The following is a 17,810-nucleotide window of genomic DNA, read 5'->3' on the forward strand; positions in this document are numbered from 1 at the left end:
CACTTTGCACGAGCGCCTTAAAAGGAATGACGCTCACCACGTCGCCTGCTGGCTCTGCGCCGGGTTTTCAGCGCTCACGGGATTGTGTCAGGGCCGTTGCCAGCGCTGCCAATTGCCCGTCGACACTGGCGTCGATGATGCCGATTTCGGTCTCCAGAATGCAGCCGCCCTCGTCCAGCCGGGCGTCGGCCACCACGTCCACATACCCCACTTCCGGGAAGTCCTTGAGGATGTGCGAGACGCGCTCGCGCACAGCGCTTACTTGCTCGGGCTGGACGTGCAGGATCACTTGTTTCTGATTGCTGACCAGCGACAACGCTTCGCGGGTCACGCTCAGCGCCAGCTCGGTGTTGTCGTACTGCTTGAGGATCTTGCGCACCGCGTGCAGCACCACATCGCTCATCTTTTGCTCGACCGCGCGGTAGTACTGGTTGCATTGCTGCAAGGTTTCCTGGATCAGCGTTGCCTGCGAGGTGCGCGCCTCGTCGACGCCCGCTTGCCAGCCCAGGGCCTTTTGTTGTTCGTAGACGTCCCGCGCGCCTTGCTCGATGGCTTGCGCCCGTTCCCGGGCCAGTTCCACCAACTGATTGGCGGTCAGGTAGGCCTGATAGTCGGCACTGCGCAGCACCACTTGATCGGGCGCCAAGAGCACTTGATCACTTTTTATTTCAATAAATGGCAACATTCCGGACTCACCTGTCGAGCAACTTTGAGGCACAGCGCCTGCGCCAGCGCGGGGTTTTCGGCGGGTAACGCGGCGTAACGCGAGGGCGGCCCCGGCGGCAGGCGTACACGCAAGCGGCGGGCACAGCCGCTGTCGATGTCACCGGCTGCACTGAGCCAGAACTCCAGACCGCAGGTTTGCAGATAGCCCCCCAGGTCGCCGTCCGGCAACGTGCCCTGCCAGCCCGTCGGCCATGGGCCGATGATCACGTCCAGCTGTTGCAGGCAATACCGGTGACCGGTTTCACCCAGCGCCGCGCGGACCCGTTGCGCCGCGCTGGCGGTCAACGCCTGGCGCAACGCCTGCCCATGCAACAGGCCGCCCAGGCAACGCAGGGTATGCTGCAGCGCGACCTGCCCGAACAGCGCCAAGCCGCCGAGCCGGGGAGGCAGTTGGTAGTCAGTCGGCAACCCCAGTTCATCGAGCAACCAGGCGTTGATTGCACTGCGCTGGCGCCAGTCCGGCAGCGCCTTGCGCACCGCCAGCAAGGCCGTGGGCACGTGCCCCTCGTCAATGTAGCGGGCCGGGCAGAAGCGCAGCTGATAGGGCGTCAGGCAGCGGGTCATGCTTGAGTCCGGTGCCACATGAACTGCGCCGCATTGCTCACCAGCAGCAGGGCGACCATCACGCCAAACAGGCCGATCAGCCGCCCCCGGGAATCTTCGGTGACTTGAATCGAAAACAGGGTGTCGTAATGCGGTGCCAAGGGCACCTGACGCACGTCCGCCGACGGCACCAGCACCACACTGATCCGGTCGTAACTCAAGCCCTCGATGCCGTTGTTGACCAGTTGTTTGATCTGCGGGATGTAGGCGTCGAGCTGGATGTCCGCGGCGTGCTTGATAAACACCGAGGCGGAGGCCGGTGAGGACTTCTTGCCCAGCCCGTCACGTTCTTCTGGCAACACCACATGCACCCGCGCCACCAGCACGCCATCGATTTCAGACAGCGTGCGGGAGATTTCCTGCGCCTTGGCGTAGTTCAGGCGCGCCCGTTCTTCGACCGGAGATGAAATCAGCCCGTCTTTGGGGAACACGTCCTTGAGTGTTGAAAAGCTCTCACGCGGATACCCTTTGCGCTTGAGGGCATCCACGGCTTCAGCGATGTCCGACTCTTCCACCAGCAATTTGATTTTGCCGTCCTTGTCCGGCTGTTTGTCGGCCGAAATGCCTTCGGAGCGCAGCAGGGCCAGCATCTCGTTGCCTTCCTTTTGGCTGACACCGGCGTACAGCTCGATCTTGCACCCCGCGAGCGCCAGCACGGCGGCCAGCAGCAGGCCGCGCTGCACGGTTTTCAAAGCGGTTCGAACACGGCGCATCATTGGGTCTTCATCAAGGTTTCGACGTTCTGGCTCATACGTCCGACGGTCTTGGCGATCAGTTCTTCCTGCATGCTGATGCGCATCAACGACCACTGCATCTGCATCAGGCTGTTGGGGTCGTCACCGGGGGTCGACAGCTGCACTTTCAGCGCTTCTTTGGCCTCGGTGAACTGCTCTTTGATGTGCCCGATTTCACTCAAAAAACTGCCGCCCAGGCTGTCGGCCCCGTTGCTCATGGCGTGATCAAAGTCTGCAACCTGCGCGGCATTGGCTTCGGCCGGTTGGAGTTCTTCAAGGCTGGTAACCACCGATTGGCTGATCTGGCTGATGTCCATTACGACTCCAGGTCGGGTTTATGGGTGTAGCGCATCAGGTTGTCGATCATCCCGGCCAGCGGGATGACGTGCCTGAGCTCGGTGTTGATGACGCGGCTCGCGGCGGTGGTGTCCGGCAGCGGTTTGATCTCGCCCAACACCCGCAGCAGCGCGTCTTGCTGTTGCTTGGCAAACGGTGCTTCTTGTTTGATGAGGTCCTTGAGTGCCGCACGCGCCTGACGCTCGTTGTCACGGTGGGCGTCCAGGGTTCTCAGCACCCGCAGCGCCACCGGGCTCACGGGGTTCGCCACCTCGGCGGGCGCGTGCATGGCTTGTTCAAAGGCGTGCGTGTCGGCCGTTTGTGCCGACCGCGCAGGGGGGGCAGCCGGTGGCGACAGACCGCGATTGAGCGTCAGGGGGTCGAGCGGGTTCATGCGTGCTCCGGATGACGCATACCCTCGGCAAACTGCACCAGGCGCGGGTCATCGCTGAGCGCCAGGTGCGCCAGGCGCCGGTCCAGTGCTGACCCCATGCCCAGGCGCCATTCGCACAGCGCCAGCCAGGGCGACAACGAGGGCCAGTCCTGATCCTTGCCTTGGCCTTCAAGCAACGCCTGTTGATAATCACCGCGGTTCATCAGACTGCAGAGGCGGATCAGGCACGCGGCTTCGGCGTGTTTTTCGACCTGATCCAGCCACTCAGCGATGTGCAGGGCCTGCGCATGACAATGGTGCCCGGTGCCCGCCAGCGCGACTTCGGCCAAAAGCCCTTTCAATGAACTGTCCATAATCAAATCTTCTGCAAAATGCTCTGCATGAGGTCTCTCATGGAGCGGGTCACGGTGGAGTTGATGTTGTAGATCACCGACCATTTGTTGAGCTTGTGTTGCAGGTCGGCCAACACCGCCGGGTTATCGCCGTTGTCGTTGTTGAGCGCCGTAATGGCGTTTTTCACGTCCGTGTTGGCGGTGTTCGCCTGCGCTTTGATCTGCTCGGCGACCTGATCGAGGGTGTTGGTGGTGTCGTGGGCAAAAATGGCGGCCATCAGCAGGCTCCTTTGAGGGTGTCGAGGATGCTCAGGGCGGCTTCGAGTGCCTGCGCTTCCTGTTGCCATTGCTGGTACTGCGCAGGCGTCGCGCCTTTTTGCAGGCGCTGTTTGCAGTCGTTTTGAGCGCTTTGCAGCGTAGCGCGCACCTGCGCGTGATAGCCCGCGCCTTCACGGCTCAGGCGTTCCTCCAATGCGGTCATCATTGCGTTTGTCCCTTGAGGTGGATGATGAATTGCTGTTTGCCGCGACTGACCACAATCGCTTCGTCTGTGATCGACAACACGCGAACGCCGTTGGGGGTTGAAGCGTTTACCGGGTATTTCTGACTGTCGTTGAGCACCACGTAGGGCACTTTGCCCAGTGACACGCCGCGTACCACGAAGGCCAGTTCTTCAGCGCTGCCACGGCGTGAGCGGTTAATCAGTTCCAGCGTCGGGCTGGCGCCGAACTCGCGGCGGAACGTGCGTTGCAGTTGTGCAAAGTCATTCAACTGGCGCTCATCCAGCTGGCCGCGCAGCTCAATGCGCTCGCCGTGATCGCGATAGCTCAGCGCCGAGGTCAGGTGTGCGTCGCTGAGCAGTTGTTCCAGACGCTTGATGTGCGAACCGGCGAGCCGCACGCGGTTCTCGACGCCCATGAGACCGGGCACGTCGGCCATCAGCAGGGTGTCGATGTTGGCCCAGTGGTCGTCCTGTTCGGCCAGTTCGCCTTCGAGCATGATCCAGCCGGCTTTTGACGAGAGCGTGCTGCGCACCCGCGAGTAGCCGAATTTTTGCAGGATGAAGTCCACGCCCTGACGCACTTCTTCCATGCTGCGTAATTCCAGCCGATAACTCAGCCCGCTTTTTTCAAGGTATTGGGTGAGCAGCAAGCGGCTGCGGTTGTCATCCAGATACCCGGTCAGCAACACACCGCCATCGGCTTGCGGGGCTTCAATCTGCACGTGCTGATACGGCTTGTCGCTCAAGAATGTCTGCAACCCCAGCAGCGGATCTTCATCGGCCGTGCTGCGGTTGACGCTGGACCACGGGTCGCTCATCAAGCCGATCAGCAGCACCACCAGCACCACGCTCAACCCCGCCATCACGCGACCGCTCCAATGCGCAGGGTGGCGTGGGGCCCGACGTTCCTGCGCCCGGCCGATCGCCGGTTGCAGCGGCGCGAAGGCGCGTTCCTGCGCGCAATACGCCCAGCTCAAGGGGCCGCATTGCTGCATGGCCAAGGCGTGCAACACCGTGCCCGGCTGCACGGGCAGGCCGTCCTGGGTCGGCTCACACGCGGCGTCCCATTCCAGCAAGCGCACCCCTTGCGGGTCGACCTCCAGCAACAGGTGCATGGCCGCGATACCGTCGTCCACCAGCACCAGGTCGGCGCTCAGCGGGTCTGAGCCGATCACCACCCGACCGGCGCTCAGGGGCACTTCGGCCCCTTGATTCAAGCCGCTGTAGAACCGGATTTTCCAGCCCATGTCAGGGGCGCTTCAGCGGGCGAACGCAGTGCGTTGCCGCGTCATCGCACGCGCCTTCAATCACGCGCCAGCCGCGGCTTTCGCCGTCCATGCGACACGCGGACAACCGTGAGCTTTTGCCCGCCTGTTGCAGTGTGTTTTGCAGCCATTGCGCGGTGGCCAGCGCCTGGCACTGTGTGGCGCCAATCGCGTTGGCCAGCTCCAGGCTCTGGTTGGACAGTTGATCGACATTGAGCAAACCGTCGAGGTAGCCCCGTTGGCTGCCCAGGGCTGCGTAATGGGCCAGCCCGTCGTCAATCAGGCGCGGTTCGATCAGAAACAGGCGCACCGAGCGCCGCACGGTGTTGGACTGAAACCGGAACAAGGCGCCAAGGTACGGAATGTCCCCCAGTAACGGCACTTTGCGCACGCCTTCGCTGAGTTCGTCGCGGTGGATCCCGCCAATCAACAGGCTTTGGCCATGGCCGACGCGGGCCACGGTGTCGACCACGGTACGGTTGATGGTGGGGATGCCTTCGGGGCCGGAGCTATTGGGTTTTTGGCTGCCGTCTTCGATGTGCAGGCTCAGGCTGATCTCCGGTTTTTCCCCTAGCTGAACCACCCGCGGGGTCATTTTCAACAGGGTGCCGTAGGTGATGGACTTCAGTTCAGCGACGCGCTCGCCGGTCACTTTCACGTAATAGGTTTCGCTGTGATCGATCACCGCGAGGGTGTTTTCCTGCGTCAGCAAGGTCGGGCGCGACCCCACCTGAGCGCGGCCCTGACTTTGCAGCAGGGTGACGCGGGCCATCAAAAAGTCGAGGCCGCGGCTGTCGACCAGGCTTGCGCCAGGGGCTTGCGCGCCGGGTGCGCCGGAGCCGCTGGTGCGGATGTCGATGACTTTCTTTGGCCCCAGCCCAATCCCCACATGCCAGTCGACCCCGAGTTCGGCAAGGTTTTCGGCGTTGATGTCGACAATCGACAGCGCGACTTAGATGCGCGCCGAAGGCCGGTCCAGCGCTTCAATCAGGCGTTTGTACATGGGCATGCGTTCGGCGCTGTCGCGCACCACGATCGCGTTCAATGACGGTTCGGCCTGAATCACCGCGCGCCCGGAGCGCAGCGGTGCGCGGCTGCCGTTCGCCTGGCCGTCCACCGACACCACATTGGCGTCACCCAGCACGTTGGCCAGAATGGTGGCCACGCCCGGCGCCTGAATGTCGTCTTCGCGGTACTTGATTTGGCGGTCTTCGGCCGACGCGTATTTGAGTGGGAAGATTTCCACCGACACGTCGCCGGTTTTTTCGCTGCGCAGGGTGGATTGTTGTTCCAGCGCCTGCGCGGTCTGCTCTACCAGTTCCAGGTATCGGGCCGGGCCTGACACATAGACCAGCCGTCCATCGCCGCCCGAACGCCAGCCGAATGTCGGCTCCCACACGCCCGCGGCCTGTAACGCCTCTTGCAGGTCGGACTCGGTGACCTGTTCGAGCTTGATCAGCCGCGACTGCATTTCCGTGCTTTTGAAGACGTACAGCACCGCGCCGTCGTAGTACCAGATCAGGTTGTAGAGCGCGGTCATCTGTTGCAAAAAGGCTTGTGGCGTAGGCAGGTCGAAACGGCCGCTGACTTGATCGTTGACCTTGTCGCTGACAATCACCGGGCTGTCGTAGTTAGCCCCGAAGTTAATCAGCACATCGCGCAGGTTTTCACCCTGCGCCACGTAGTGATAAGGCACCGGCGCCCAGTCCAGTTCCTGAGCCGTGGCGGGGCAGGCGGCACTGACCAGCAGCCAGGCGGCAACGCGCAGCCACTTCATGGGCGCCATAAGGTGGGTGTCCACTGCGGTGGGCGCTCAGCCTGCTGCAAACCGGGCTTGAGGGACTCAAGAATGCCCACCTGCGCTGCCAGCACACGCTCAAGTTCATCCAGCTCAAGGGAGGCGAACTCAAGGCGGGCTTCGAGCAGCAGGTGGTCGTTCTCGTCCAGCACCAGGGCTTGAGGGTAGTGGCGGCTCCAGCGGGTCACGTGTTCCAGCGCGTCGCGCAACACCTCGCGCTGCCCCGCTGCGTCGGCACGGGCTTGCCAGTCCAGCGGGCTATGGACGATCAGGTCTGTCCCCTGGCGGGCCAGAAACAGGCTGTGGCCATCGATGCGCAGGTGGTAGGCACCCGTTTGATCGGCAACAAAAGGCCCTTGGCCGGTTCGCGCGGCCAATCCAGTCAGTAAACGTTCCATGAGTCCTCAGTGCCGCGGTTGGTCAGGCGCCTTGCCAGTAAAAGTGATCCTGGGCCTGACACAGGCTGCGTTCGTGCAGCCAGTGCTGCACGGCGTCGGCAGCGTTGGCGTCTGCGTCGAGCCTGATCAGGGGTTCCCACAGGGAAATAAGCGCCAGCGGCACCGGTGAAAAACCGTCCAGCTTGCCATCGGCCAGCAGCACGGCCACGCCTTGATGCCAGTTGGGCCACGCTGCGCGGGCCTGTTCGGAAATGGCGCCCAGCTTGCGTGCCAGCGCGGCTATTTCGATTTCGGTTTCAGCTTGGCGGCGAGCGACGGCTTGCAGCTCCTCGTCGACCAGTTGCGGGTCGGCATCGGTGGCCTGACGCCAGAATTGCGCCTTGATGCGCAATTGCCGCGACTGGGTTTCGAACTCGATCAACGAAGCGCGCCAGCTGGGAATGGCTTCGTCAAACAGGCTTTCCCACCAGCTGTACACCGGCAGCAATACCCAGTCGATCAGGGTTTGCGGGCAGGCCAGGTTGATGCGGTCGCCCAGCCAGTTACACCAGTTCTCGCCTTGTTCGCTGGCCTTGCGCAACACCAACTGCACATCCCCGCGTTCCAGGGCCATACCGCGGGCCAGACGCTGCTGTAACCAATGGGATTGAAACAGTTGCTCCAATTGCTCGCGGGGCAACAGGCGTTGCATGAGCATCAGTTGCCGGGCGCTGATGATGTCGCTATCACGGTAAATCTTGCCCGAAATACAACCGGCGACACTTCCCCGCGCACGAGCATCCTGGCTCACGACAGAGACGCGCCGGCCGGCGAACATCCCTTGGCGGGGACTTTGATTAGGGTCTTCCTGGCTCATTCTCTGCCTTGACTGTTTTGTTTCGTGACACGCACATCAGGGGCCTGCGTTGCGGGTCAATCTTACGGGTGAGTGGCGCGAGTGACTTGCAATAAACGTCAGTTTTTTTTAGTCCGGGGCTATTCTTTGCCCTGCCGCGAACGGCTGGGGGTACAGCCAAATCGACGACGGTAACTCTGGGTGAAATACGACTGGCTGGAAAACCCGCTTTCCATGGCAATGTCGACAATGCTCATCTCGCTGTTGAGCAGCAAATGGTGCGCGTACAGAATGCGCCGCTCACTGATCCAGGCCCTGGGCGAGACGCCGTAGACCGAACCGAACAACTCCTTGAACGTGGTCAGGCCCATGCCGAACTCGCGGGCGAATTCGCTCAGGCGCCACTCCTGTAAATAATTGGCCTCCATGAACGCCTGCAACCGCTCCACTTGCCGGTTGCCCTGCTGGCGCAACATGGCCATCAAGGCCGGGCCCTGCGGACTGAATGCAAACAGCATCAACAACTCTTCAATGCGCAACACCGCCAGAGCGGGCGGGTGCTCGTGTTCCAGTAATGCTTTGATCCCTTTGACACAGTCGGCCAGCAACGGGGTGCTGGCAAACGCGATCATCCCGCTGCTGGGTTCTTCACAGCGCTCAACTTCGCTGAGCAACGCGCCGAAGCGCTGTATAAAACTTTGCAAGCGCGTAACCGTTAACGGAATCCACAGAATGCGACTCTCCTGACCTTCAGTGCTCACGACGTAATTACCGCGTCGGGCAAATATCATTTCACCGGGCGCAATACGCAACGTGGTGCAGACATCTTGAACAATCAGTTCACCTTCAATAAGTACGGCAATTCCTTCTTCGGGGTTGGACTTGAATTCGAAGGTGGGCATACACCATCGACACTGCGTTATTCGTTGGCCACGTAAACTGGCACCTTGCATAGGTAGTGATCCTGAACGTGTGCGGCGTATTGACGCGTCATTACTGACAGACGTATGAGCACACTCTATCTCCATGCACATGCGGTCATTCGCATAGAGCAAATTCTTGAAAGCAAGCCAGGTCATGAATAAGAGTAATTATTCAAATTTAGAATAATTACTCTTATTCAATGAACCGCTCAATATGATTCGAACTGTTGGTGTTTCGGCTGCGTGCCGAAATCGTTTAATTATTTATAACCAGACTTACAACACGGTGTTACCAAGGTGTGTGTATCCGGCAGTTCGGATAGCACGTTAAAGGGGTCAACTGCAGCTGCGCCGCTTGGCCGGGCACAACCTGCCGCCACCCGCGTGCCTGAACCGAACCGGCCTCGGACCACGCCAACTCACTTCTGATCAACCACTGGCGATCCGTCGCAGCGGGGACGTGAAAACTGAACCCCAGCGGCAGGGCACTGACCCGATAGTCCGACTTCGCGACCATTCGCGGTTGCCCGGCCACCACTTCATACAGGCGAACACGCACATAAGCCGCCCGAGTCAACACCAGGCGGCTGCTCACGTTCCCTGTGAGGTCCAGCGTGTGTGCAGGGGCGGCGGGCTGGCTGATACACCCCGACAAGGCACTGACCAGCAGTGCGCCCATCGCCGCGCGCTTCATGGCAACCGAACCCGGCGCTCATGCAAGGGCGTGATGTCGCCGTCCAGTAACCGTTGCAGCCGTTGCTCGCTGTGAGGGCTGGTCTGCAACTCGGTGCCGAGCCAGTCCAGCAGCTCGGCCAACGTGATCTGCGCCTGAGCGGGGTTGGCCCCCGGCGTCAGCGCACGGCCGTTGAAATGTCCCGCCTCTGTCGGGCCTTCATTCGCGGATAACGGCGCAATGCCCGCGCTTTCGATCTTCATCACAGGCTCACACTCGCATGCCTGCAGGCTGGGCCGGCGGCGGCGTGACACACACGTGGCCGGGCAGCAATTGCTGCCAGAACTCGGCGTGGTCAAGCAGGTTGGCCAACGTGCGCTCGAAGTTTTCCAGCGTCAGCTCGGCGGCTGGCAACTGGGCGTACAACTGCACTTGACCGGTTTGCTCGTCAAACCCGAAATGCAGGTCGAACCGATACCAGCGGCGATTAAAACTCGCCAATTGACGGAAGATGCCTTCCCCCAGTGTGTCCAGACCGGCCACATTGGCTTCCATGACCAGCCGATCACGGCCACCCAAAAGCACCAGCGTCACGTGTAACTGTTCATCAAACAGCAACGTCGCGACCCCGTCTGCGTCGAGCGACAAGGCGGGCAACCCACTGCGATTGGCAAATTCGGCCAGCTGCCGATTAACCCTGATCGTTAAATCCATGCTTGTCTCCTCGTACCAGGCGAATGCTAGCACCAGGCCACAACCTGATTTTGTCACTGGTAGACTTATCTTTTAAGAAAAAAGCCACATCTCAGTGGCTTTTTTCTTACTCGCATCAATCGATCAAACAATCGCCGCCGCTGCTTTCCAGGCGGCTACGTAGTTCTGAGAAAGTTCATGAAGTGTCTGAATCAGCTCTTTCATGGAGTTAGAGTTATAACTCAATTGTTCATCAACTATCTGTTTGCGACTTTGTGCAATTGAAGCCTCAACTTCGTCCTCTTTGGCGTTGGCCTGAACTTCACCTTGCCTGACTTGTACCGAAGTATTGGCCATCTGCCCCAGTGACTGATTAACGCTGTTCATCGCCTGGTATGTGGTATTGCGGGTGTCTATTTTTTTCCCGGTTTTAGTCAGCAGGCTGCTATCGAACTCTTGGGCCTGCGCCCAAACAGCGCCGACGGTTTTGCGATCGGCGTCCGACGTTTTGCCCAGTGATTGCATCTTGGCGTCGATCAGTTCGTTGCGCCCGGCAATGGACTTTTCCAGTTGCCCTTCCTGCTTGATGGCCTTGCCATTTTTGCTCGCGCCCACCGCGCCGATGATCGCCGTGCCGACGGCCATGATCCCGGAGATCACTGCCATGGCAATCATCAGGTTGGCGCCCGAACGCATCTCGGTGACCTGGGATTTCTGTGCCTCGATAATCGCCGTGTTTTCGCTGTCGCGTTGCAGCACGCCCAGTTCGCGGGCCTTTTGCGCGATACGAAACAGCAACACCATCAGCTCAATGGTGGTGTCCAGTTCGCGGGTGACTTTGCCCAACGTGGCCGGGTTGAATTGTTGTGCGGGTTTGACCAGCTCGATGCTGCCCGCCGGTGAGGTGGCAGGGGCCGACACATCGGCGGCCCGGTGAGCCGTCTCGCGGCTCACCGGGGCAGCGCTCTTTTCAACCGGGCCGCTGGAAGCGACGTTACTCAATGCCCGAGGGCTGACACTCATATCAATCATCATGGGGGCTCCTCAAATGGCCGCAGGGCGGCTGGACAAGTTATGCAGCAGGTCGCCCTTGGCGTTGATCATCTGGAAAATCTGTTCCATGACCTGGGTAAACGCCTCGATCATGCGGGTCAGTTCTTCGCGCAGGGTGTCGATCGCAGCTTGAAACGCGGTCAGCTCTGCGCGGTTCTCCAGCACGTCGGCCTGACGCAAGGCTGCGTGGGCCTGATAGCCATTGTTGACGGCCTGAGAGGCGCCGTTGGCCACGTCCAGCGTGACGTCGGCCACTTGCACGCCGAGCTTGGCGCCATGGGACATGGACAGGCTCGCCACGGTGCCGAACTTGCTGCCAAATGCAGTGACTTTGCTGGCAATCGTGGCCGTGAGTTCTGCCACTTTGGTGCCCATCTTGGCGCCCAGTTTGGCCACGCCCGCCACTGCTGTGCCGCCAAAACTGGCCACGGCGGCCATCAGGGCCACGGCGATTTCAATGCCCATCAACACCGGGCCGAGTTTTTCCATCGTCTCTTTACTGATCAAGCCCGCCGCCGCAGCGGCCTGCACGGACTGGGACACCATGCCCATGACCCCGCCGGCGATCATCAAGGCGCCGGCGATTGCGCCCGCGCCGGTGGCGACCATGATTGCGCCCACGATGATCGAGGCCACAGCGCTGATCCACCCAAAAATCTTGGCTGCAAGGCCCGATTTCTGGGCTTCTTTGGCAGCGTCTTGCGACTCTTGAATCTTCTTCTGGTTGTCATCCATCTTCTGCAGGTTCTGCTCGCGCGCCCGCTTGATGTCTTCCAGTTTGTTGGCTTTTTGCGCGCTTTCCAGCTCGCCGGTGATGCGTGACAGTTCAATCTCGAACGCTTGCGGCGAGCTCAGGTGCGCCGCGGCCAGGCGGGGTACTTCGACAAGCAGGTGTTGTGTCAGGCGGCTACTGTCGTGAATGACCGTGCTGACCCACTGTTTGATGTTGGCCAGCGTCTGCGGTTGCAGGCTTTGGGCAACGCCGGGAGCAGGGGCGGGCAATTGCACACCCTGCGACGGGACAGCGGACCAAGCCTGAGCCTGGATCCGGCTGACGGTGACGTCGTGTTCGCGTTCTGCACGTGGGGGCCTGACCGGTTCGGCAGCCGGAACTGCCCCCGGATTAAGCCCGACGCGATCAATCGCTGATGGAATCATGGTGTTGATCCTTTCTGATGAGGACGGCTTCCAGTAATGCGCCTGCACGCTCGGCCAGCGCCGCGTGTGCAGGTTGGGCTGCGGCCAGGGCCCGGGCCGAATAGAAGCCACTTTCGGCTCCGTCGAGATCACCCAGTTGCAGGTGGCACTCAGCAGCGTGAAACGGGAATCGTGGCTCGTTGACGTCAATCACCGCGCCATAGCTGTAACTCTGCAACGCCAGCTCGAACTGCCCCATGGACTGACGGCATGCGCCCAGCCCGAGGAAGAACCGCACGTCGTAATGGTCGAGCATGCACAGCGCCTGAAACACCTTGTGGGCGCTGTCCCATTTGCCGGCCTGATAGTCGTTGAACGCCAGCGAATAGAGTTGCTCCAGGCTGTCGGCCGACACGTCCTTGAGCATGGCGAGGGTGCCGCCGTCGCGCAAAAACGCTTCCATTTCCTGCTCGCAGGCGTCTTGGGTGGGCTGGGTCATGGGCGTTCCTTTAAATGGCATTGAGAATGTCGCGCAGCAGGCTGTCGTGCTTTTGCACAAAGCGGTTAAGCGCTTCGATGGCGGCGTTGTAGCGCGAGCTGACATCATTGAGCAGGGTGGTTTTTTCGCTCACTTTGTCGTTCAGCGGCCGCGCGCGATCACCCACCGTCGTGGCCAGGTTGGCGACCGGGTTGTTGTCTTTTTCGAAGGGGTAGTCGCGCTTCAAATCGACGGCCTTGATGGCGCCGCTTTCTTTGGGCACGCCGCTCAAAAAGTCCTTGATGCTGATGCGGGTCTTGCCTTTGCCGGTGTCCATCCCGGTCAACAAGGCGTACTCGGCGCTTTTCAGCCAGCGGCTGTCCTCGCTGTAGCCGTACAGCGTCTTGTCCAGCAGGTTCAGGCCGGTTGTGGCTGAGGTGTCTTCAATGTTGATGGCGCTTTTGGAGGATAAGCGCGCGTTGATCTGCGCCTGCACCACGCTGTAGATCGACAGCTCGCCGGTCAGCGATGTCAACTCGTCGCGCAGCGTGAGGCGCTTGGCGTCCTGTTGCTCCATGACGGCGACGTACACGTCAATCACGTCATCGTCGAGCGTGTCGGATGTCAGGTCGGCATGGGTCAGCGCCAGAAAATCGCTCAGCGGCCATGGCGTGGCAGGGTGCGCCTTGGCGTAAGCGGCCAGGGTCTTTTTCACCGCCTCAAGCCCGCTTTGGGTCTGGCTCGCGTACCAGCCGTTGGCAACCTGCGCCTGGGGTGGCAACAGATACGCCAGCACTTTGGTCATCTGCTCCGGGGTCAGGGGCGTGCCGTCATGGGTGACGCGGATATTCAGCCTGCCCAGTGTCTGCTGCAGGTCGGCCAGCGCGCGGGTGTCTTTGCCGCGCAATTGGTCCAGCGACGCACCGTTCAGGTCGCTGAGAAACGGCGTGGTTTTGCTGTAATGGGAAATGCTCATGCTGAGTCCTTAAACCATAAGCCCGCGCATCCGGGCAGGGCGCCGCACGCGGCTGCCTGCTTGGGCGACAGGTCGTTGGGCGGCGCGCATGCGCTCGACTTCCTTGAGCAGCTCTTGCTCGGCGGCCTGTATCAAACGGTCGTGGCCGGGACGAAACACCCGGTCAAGCACCTCGGGAGACAGCCCCAGGCCTTCCCACATTTCAGACAGCAGGCGGCCGCGCTGGGCATTGTTTTCAATGGCCAGCCGGGCGGCCTGGACGGTCGTGGCGAGGGGGGCAGGGTCTTTGTTCATGCGCTCTATAGTAGGGATAGCGCGCACGGCTTCCTGTCAGGCACGGTCGAGTTTTTGTCGTTTTCGCATGTGCTGTAGCGAGCACACGCGGCTTACGTCCAGCTCGAACCAGCCGGGTTGCGGTTGATGGGCGCCCGCCCAGCGCTGATAGAAACGGCCCAGGCGCGCAGCCGCCAGCGGGCTGTGGGCCAGTACCTCGACATTCCCGTACAGCGAGGCCGGGGGCGGTAGTACGCAGCGCGCCGCTTCGGCCAGCAGATACAAAGGTGCAAAGGGGTTGGCCAGGCCGAGGCGTTCGTCGAGGCGGCGAAACATCACAATCCACACCCGCGCGCCCTCGCAGCGCCACGCGACTTCGCAACCGCCAGACATAAATTGCCAGCCCAACTGAAGGCCTGTGTTGCGCAGAAAATGCGGGCGCACGCCCCGGCCGCTTTGCTCGAACCAGTCACACAGCGGGTCGCGGTTCACAGGGCAATCCTGCCCAAGGGCTGAATGTTGATTTGCTGCGTCAGCTCCTGATACGACAGCACCGGTAACCCGTAATAATCGCTTTCAATCAACTTGCGTACGTAGCGGCGAATGTCCATTGAAACAATCAGCACCGGCTTGCTCTGCATGCCGGACAGGTCGCCCACGGTTTGGCGCACTTGCTGTAAAAATGCCTGGGTCACGGCCGGGTCCAGCGCCAGGTAACTGCCCGCACTGGTCTGGCGGATGCCACCGCGAATCTGTTCCTCCACCTGCTGGTCGAGCAAGTAGGCGGGCAAGATGTTGTTGCCGCTCGAGTACTTGTGGCAGATGTAGCGCTTGAGGCTGCTGCGGATGTATTCGGTGAGCTGCACCACATCCTTTTCCTTCTGTCCCCACTCCACCATGGCTTCGAGGATCGAACGCAGGTTGCGGATGGAAATGTCTTCGCCCACCAGCCGCTGGAGGATTTCGGTCATGCGCTGCAAGGGGATGATGCGCAGGGCTTCTTTCACCAGTTCGGCGTAGCTGTGCTCCATCTGTTCGAGCAGGTAGCGGGTCTCCTGAATCCCGATAAAGTCTTCGGCGTATTCGCGCAGCACGTGGGACAAGTGCCAGGTCAGCACCTGGTCCATGCTCAACACGCTGCAACCCGCCCGCTCAAGGCGTGGCCGGTGTTCTTCGCCAACCCACAGCGTGGGCTGGCCCGGCAGCACCGGGTCGCCTTCTTCGAACGGCACCCCCAGCAGTTCCAACTGGCTGCTGCGTTCCTGCACCAACAGCTGCGCCGGGCGCAGGCGGCCCCGCGCGACAGGCACTTCCTGAAGCTGGATCAGGTAGTCACCGTCCTTCAAACCTTCATTGAAACGCAGGTGAATTCCCGGAAACGGCACGCCGAAATCCAGGTACAGGGCGCGCCGTATCCGCACCAGTTCTTCATTGAGCGAGTAGCCTTCCAGGCTCTGCTGCAGGCTGGCGTCGACGTCGATCAGCAACGGCACGGTCATGGCGAACTCTTCCTTGTCACTCAGGCGCCCGCCCTTGGTTTTGCCGGGCGAAGGCTTGCCGCGAGGCTTGACCGAAGGCGCGCCCGCCCCTTGTGCCAGCAGCGTGGGCAGGTCGTGGGCTTCGCCTGCCGCCGCGGCACGGCGCTGGCGCAGCACCATCCAGTAACCGCCGCCGCCCACCAGTAATGCCAGGGCGAAAAAGGTCACGGTCGGGAAGCCCGGAATCAGCCCGAACAGCACCAACAGCACGCCCCCGATCATCAATGCCTTGGGCTGCGCCACGACCTGATCGCCGATGTCGCTGCCCAGATCGGTTGACGTGTCTGACGAATCGCGGGTGACGATGATCCCCGCCGTGATGGCGATCAACAGCGCCGGGATCTGCGTGACCATGCCGTCGCCCACGGTCAGTACCGAGTACAGCTGCAAGGCATCGGCGGCGGTCATGCCTTTTTGTGTGACGCCGATGGTGATGCCGGCCAGGATGTTGACGAAGATAATGATCAGCCCGGCGATGGCGTCGCCTTTGACGAACTTCATGGCGCCGTCCATCGAGCCGAACATCTGGCTTTCCTTCTCGATCATCGAGCGCCGCTCGCGGGCTTCGTTGACGTCGATGACCCCGGCGCGCATGTCGCCGTCGATGCTCATTTGCTTGCCGGGCATGGCGTCCAGCGAGAAGCGTGCGCTCACTTCGGCCACGCGTTCCGCGCCTTTGGTGATGACCAGAAACTGCACGATGGTGATGATCAAAAACAGAATGCAGCCCACCACGAGGTTGCCGCCGACCACGAAGTTGCCAAAGGTTTCGACGATCTTCCCGGCGTCCGCTTCGAGCAGGATCATCCGCGTGGTGCTGACCGACAGCGCCAGCCGGAACAGCGTGGTAATCAGCAGCACTGCCGGGAACACCGAGAACTGCAAGGGTGAGTTGATGTAGACCGACATCATCATCAGCACCACCGAAATGGTGATGTTCATCGCGATCAGGATGTCCAGCAAAAACGGCGGCAGCGGCAACACCATCATGAACACCACCGCCAGCAGCATGATTGCCAGCATGATGTCTTTACGGGCGCCGAGGCGGGTCAGAAACTCCGTGAGTTCAGGCATGGGTATCCCGCAGGGCAAGGAAGTGCTCGTAATCGGCGCGGGCCTGTTCCAGTTGGCCCTGCAGCTGGCGCGCACGGCTCAGGCAGGCCCAGAGTGCCGGGTCCTGTTCGCCGTCGGCCAGCAATTGCTCGCAGTGCTGTTGGGCCTGGGCGCCCAGGTCCAGTTGCAGCAATGCCACCACCAGCGCCTTGCGCGCGTCGCGTTGGCGGGGTTCTGCACTGAGCAGGGCTTCAAAAAACGTGCGGGCGCGGCCGGGTTGGGCGCATTGCAGTTGCACCCATCCGAGCAGCAACAGCAGGGTTTGCTCAACCGGTTTCAAGCTCATGTCACTCATACCTTGTGCAACAAATTCAGCGCCACGTGCAGCAGTTGCTCGTCGTCACTGCGCGCGGCAATCAGCTGTGCCGCCGCGTGCAGGTGGGGGTCCGGCGACGCTTCCAGGGTCTGGCGTAATTGGGCGAGGGCCTGGCGAAACGCCTGGGGGCGCAGCAGTTCGTGAAAATGCCCGGAGGGGCGTGCCAGATCCAGCCATTGCTGTTCGGCACGACGGGCCGGGTACAAGGCATCGAAATGCGCCTGCACACTGTGCCCGTCCGGCGGCAACACATAGCGCTCGGGCAGCCCGGCCAGGTCATGGGCGCTGTCGACTTCGCTGAGGTGCTCGATCCCGATATGCAGGCCGCTGATGCGACTCACGGGGCCAGCACTTCTTCACGCACGGCGATCAGCGTGCGCAGTGCTTGATGCAACACCGGCACCGTGACCCGCCGCGCCTCCAGGGTGATTAACAGCAGCAGGCGCGATTCGCCCGCCCAGCCACAGCGCAGCGGCAACGGGGGTGCGGCCCGGCTGTAACAGCGCGACAGGGCGCGCAGCATGCCCTGATGCGCCTGATGCCACGGCAGCTCCAGCGCCAGCCAGAGCGTCAGCCCGTGGGCATGCCGCTCCAGTTGCAGGGTGCCTGCGTGCTCGAATTCCAGCTGCACCAGGTCACTCAACGGCGACGGCAACGCCACGCCCATGTCCTGACAGAACCGGGTCAGCGCCTGATCAATCCACTGCATGCTGT

The 17,810-nt window shown here is 61.4% G+C and carries 25 protein-coding genes and 1 pseudogene; all 26 read right to left on the reverse strand.

Going from position 1 to position 17,810, the window contains the following annotated elements:
• Positions 1–67 precede the first annotated feature (67 nt).
• Positions 68–685 carry an HrpE/YscL family type III secretion apparatus protein gene (locus tag V6F78_RS08635; RefSeq protein ID WP_047281463.1) on the reverse strand — a complete coding sequence of 206 codons (618 nt, stop codon included), beginning with the start codon at positions 683–685 and terminating at the stop codon, positions 68–70.
• A complete protein-coding gene (locus V6F78_RS08640) occupies positions 664–1,290 on the reverse strand; it encodes a SctK family type III secretion system sorting platform protein (protein WP_047278295.1) in 627 nt (208 codons plus the stop codon). Before V6F78_RS08640 ends, V6F78_RS08635 begins: the two co-directional genes overlap by 22 nt.
• Positions 1,287–2,042 (reverse strand): type III secretion system inner membrane ring lipoprotein SctJ, encoded by a 756-nt coding sequence (gene sctJ, locus V6F78_RS08645; protein ID WP_047279190.1) that lies wholly within the window; start codon positions 2,040–2,042, stop codon positions 1,287–1,289. The genes V6F78_RS08640 and sctJ overlap by 4 nt, the downstream gene beginning before the upstream one ends.
• Positions 2,042–2,380, reverse strand: a complete 339-nt coding sequence (gene sctI / locus V6F78_RS08650) for a type III secretion system inner rod subunit SctI (RefSeq protein ID WP_047278294.1) — start codon at positions 2,378–2,380, stop codon at positions 2,042–2,044. Before sctI ends, sctJ begins: the two co-directional genes overlap by 1 nt.
• A complete protein-coding gene (locus tag V6F78_RS08655; protein WP_053069959.1) occupies positions 2,380–2,793 on the reverse strand; it encodes a YopR/YscH family type III secretion effector in 414 nt (137 codons plus the stop codon). Before V6F78_RS08655 ends, sctI begins: the two co-directional genes overlap by 1 nt.
• Positions 2,790–3,146 carry a YscG family type III secretion system chaperone gene (locus tag V6F78_RS08660; protein WP_088500184.1) on the reverse strand — a complete coding sequence of 119 codons (357 nt, stop codon included), beginning with the start codon at positions 3,144–3,146 and terminating at the stop codon, positions 2,790–2,792. The genes V6F78_RS08655 and V6F78_RS08660 overlap by 4 nt, the downstream gene beginning before the upstream one ends.
• A gap of 2 nt (positions 3,147–3,148) precedes the next feature.
• Positions 3,149–3,403 carry a type III secretion system needle filament subunit SctF gene (gene sctF / locus V6F78_RS08665; RefSeq protein ID WP_047296056.1) on the reverse strand — a complete coding sequence of 85 codons (255 nt, stop codon included), beginning with the start codon at positions 3,401–3,403 and terminating at the stop codon, positions 3,149–3,151.
• Positions 3,403–3,609, reverse strand: coding sequence for an EscE/YscE/SsaE family type III secretion system needle protein co-chaperone (locus V6F78_RS08670; protein ID WP_047296055.1), 207 nt, complete (start codon positions 3,607–3,609; stop codon positions 3,403–3,405). The genes sctF and V6F78_RS08670 overlap by 1 nt, the downstream gene beginning before the upstream one ends.
• On the reverse strand, positions 3,606–4,874 hold the full coding sequence (sctD, locus tag V6F78_RS08675; protein ID WP_332726959.1) for a type III secretion system inner membrane ring subunit SctD: 1,269 nt from the start codon (positions 4,872–4,874) through the stop codon (positions 3,606–3,608). Before sctD ends, V6F78_RS08670 begins: the two co-directional genes overlap by 4 nt.
• Position 4,875: 1 nt before the next feature.
• Positions 4,876–6,678: pseudogene (gene sctC / locus V6F78_RS08680) on the reverse strand (type III secretion system outer membrane ring subunit SctC).
• The gene (locus V6F78_RS08685) at positions 6,666–7,088 is read right to left on the reverse strand and encodes a YscB family type III secretion system chaperone (RefSeq protein WP_047296050.1); all 423 of its coding nucleotides are present in this window, start codon (positions 7,086–7,088) and stop codon (positions 6,666–6,668) included. The pseudogene sctC and the gene V6F78_RS08685 overlap by 13 nt, the downstream one beginning before the upstream one ends.
• Before the next feature lie 22 nt (positions 7,089–7,110).
• Entirely contained in the window at positions 7,111–7,878 is a 768-nt protein-coding gene (locus tag V6F78_RS08690) for a T3SS regulon anti-activator ExsD domain-containing protein (protein WP_277620517.1), read from the reverse strand.
• A gap of 185 nt (positions 7,879–8,063) precedes the next feature.
• A complete protein-coding gene (locus V6F78_RS08695) occupies positions 8,064–8,876 on the reverse strand; it encodes a helix-turn-helix domain-containing protein (protein WP_047279436.1) in 813 nt (270 codons plus the stop codon).
• A 259-nt stretch (positions 8,877–9,135) separates the two neighbouring features.
• The gene (locus V6F78_RS08700) at positions 9,136–9,540 is read right to left on the reverse strand and encodes a YscW family type III secretion system pilotin (RefSeq protein WP_047296046.1); all 405 of its coding nucleotides are present in this window, start codon (positions 9,538–9,540) and stop codon (positions 9,136–9,138) included.
• The gene (locus tag V6F78_RS08705) at positions 9,537–9,782 is read right to left on the reverse strand and encodes a T3SS regulon translocated regulator ExsE family protein (protein WP_047279435.1); all 246 of its coding nucleotides are present in this window, start codon (positions 9,780–9,782) and stop codon (positions 9,537–9,539) included. Before V6F78_RS08705 ends, V6F78_RS08700 begins: the two co-directional genes overlap by 4 nt.
• 7 nt (positions 9,783–9,789) lie before the next feature.
• Entirely contained in the window at positions 9,790–10,233 is a 444-nt protein-coding gene (locus tag V6F78_RS08710) for a type III secretion system chaperone (protein WP_332726960.1), read from the reverse strand.
• A 123-nt stretch (positions 10,234–10,356) separates the two neighbouring features.
• Entirely contained in the window at positions 10,357–11,247 is an 891-nt protein-coding gene (locus tag V6F78_RS08715; protein WP_332726961.1) for a YopD family type III secretion system translocon subunit, read from the reverse strand.
• A 9-nt stretch (positions 11,248–11,256) separates the two neighbouring features.
• Positions 11,257–12,423 carry a type III secretion system translocon subunit SctE gene (gene sctE, locus V6F78_RS08720; protein WP_332726962.1) on the reverse strand — a complete coding sequence of 389 codons (1,167 nt, stop codon included), beginning with the start codon at positions 12,421–12,423 and terminating at the stop codon, positions 11,257–11,259.
• The gene (locus V6F78_RS08725) at positions 12,404–12,901 is read right to left on the reverse strand and encodes a SycD/LcrH family type III secretion system chaperone (RefSeq protein WP_047296042.1); all 498 of its coding nucleotides are present in this window, start codon (positions 12,899–12,901) and stop codon (positions 12,404–12,406) included. The genes sctE and V6F78_RS08725 overlap by 20 nt, the downstream gene beginning before the upstream one ends.
• 10 nt (positions 12,902–12,911) lie before the next feature.
• Entirely contained in the window at positions 12,912–13,856 is a 945-nt protein-coding gene (locus V6F78_RS08730) for a virulence-associated V antigen (RefSeq protein WP_169838879.1), read from the reverse strand.
• Between the two features lie 9 nt (positions 13,857–13,865).
• Positions 13,866–14,150 carry an LcrG family type III secretion system chaperone gene (locus tag V6F78_RS08735; protein WP_094990211.1) on the reverse strand — a complete coding sequence of 95 codons (285 nt, stop codon included), beginning with the start codon at positions 14,148–14,150 and terminating at the stop codon, positions 13,866–13,868.
• 36 nt (positions 14,151–14,186) lie between these two features.
• Positions 14,187–14,621, reverse strand: a complete 435-nt coding sequence (locus tag V6F78_RS08740; protein ID WP_047278268.1) for an LcrR family type III secretion system chaperone — start codon at positions 14,619–14,621, stop codon at positions 14,187–14,189.
• Positions 14,618–16,741: a type III secretion system export apparatus subunit SctV gene (gene sctV, locus V6F78_RS08745; protein WP_094990212.1), complete on the reverse strand. Its 2,124-nt coding sequence runs from the start codon at positions 16,739–16,741 to the stop codon at positions 14,618–14,620. Before sctV ends, V6F78_RS08740 begins: the two co-directional genes overlap by 4 nt.
• The gene (locus tag V6F78_RS08750) at positions 16,734–17,066 is read right to left on the reverse strand and encodes a tetratricopeptide repeat protein (RefSeq protein ID WP_047278264.1); all 333 of its coding nucleotides are present in this window, start codon (positions 17,064–17,066) and stop codon (positions 16,734–16,736) included. The genes sctV and V6F78_RS08750 overlap by 8 nt, the downstream gene beginning before the upstream one ends.
• A 5-nt stretch (positions 17,067–17,071) precedes the next feature.
• Positions 17,072–17,437 (reverse strand): YscX family type III secretion protein, encoded by a 366-nt coding sequence (locus tag V6F78_RS08755; protein ID WP_048375378.1) that lies wholly within the window; start codon positions 17,435–17,437, stop codon positions 17,072–17,074.
• On the reverse strand, positions 17,434–17,805 hold the full coding sequence (gene sycN / locus V6F78_RS08760; protein WP_332726963.1) for a type III secretion chaperone SycN: 372 nt from the start codon (positions 17,803–17,805) through the stop codon (positions 17,434–17,436). The genes V6F78_RS08755 and sycN overlap by 4 nt, the downstream gene beginning before the upstream one ends.
• Between the last annotated feature and the right edge of the window lie 5 nt (positions 17,806–17,810).

It is taken from the genome of Pseudomonas sp. ESBL9 (genome assembly GCF_036668715.1).
Taxonomy (GTDB): domain Bacteria; phylum Pseudomonadota; class Gammaproteobacteria; order Pseudomonadales; family Pseudomonadaceae; genus Aquipseudomonas; species Aquipseudomonas lundensis.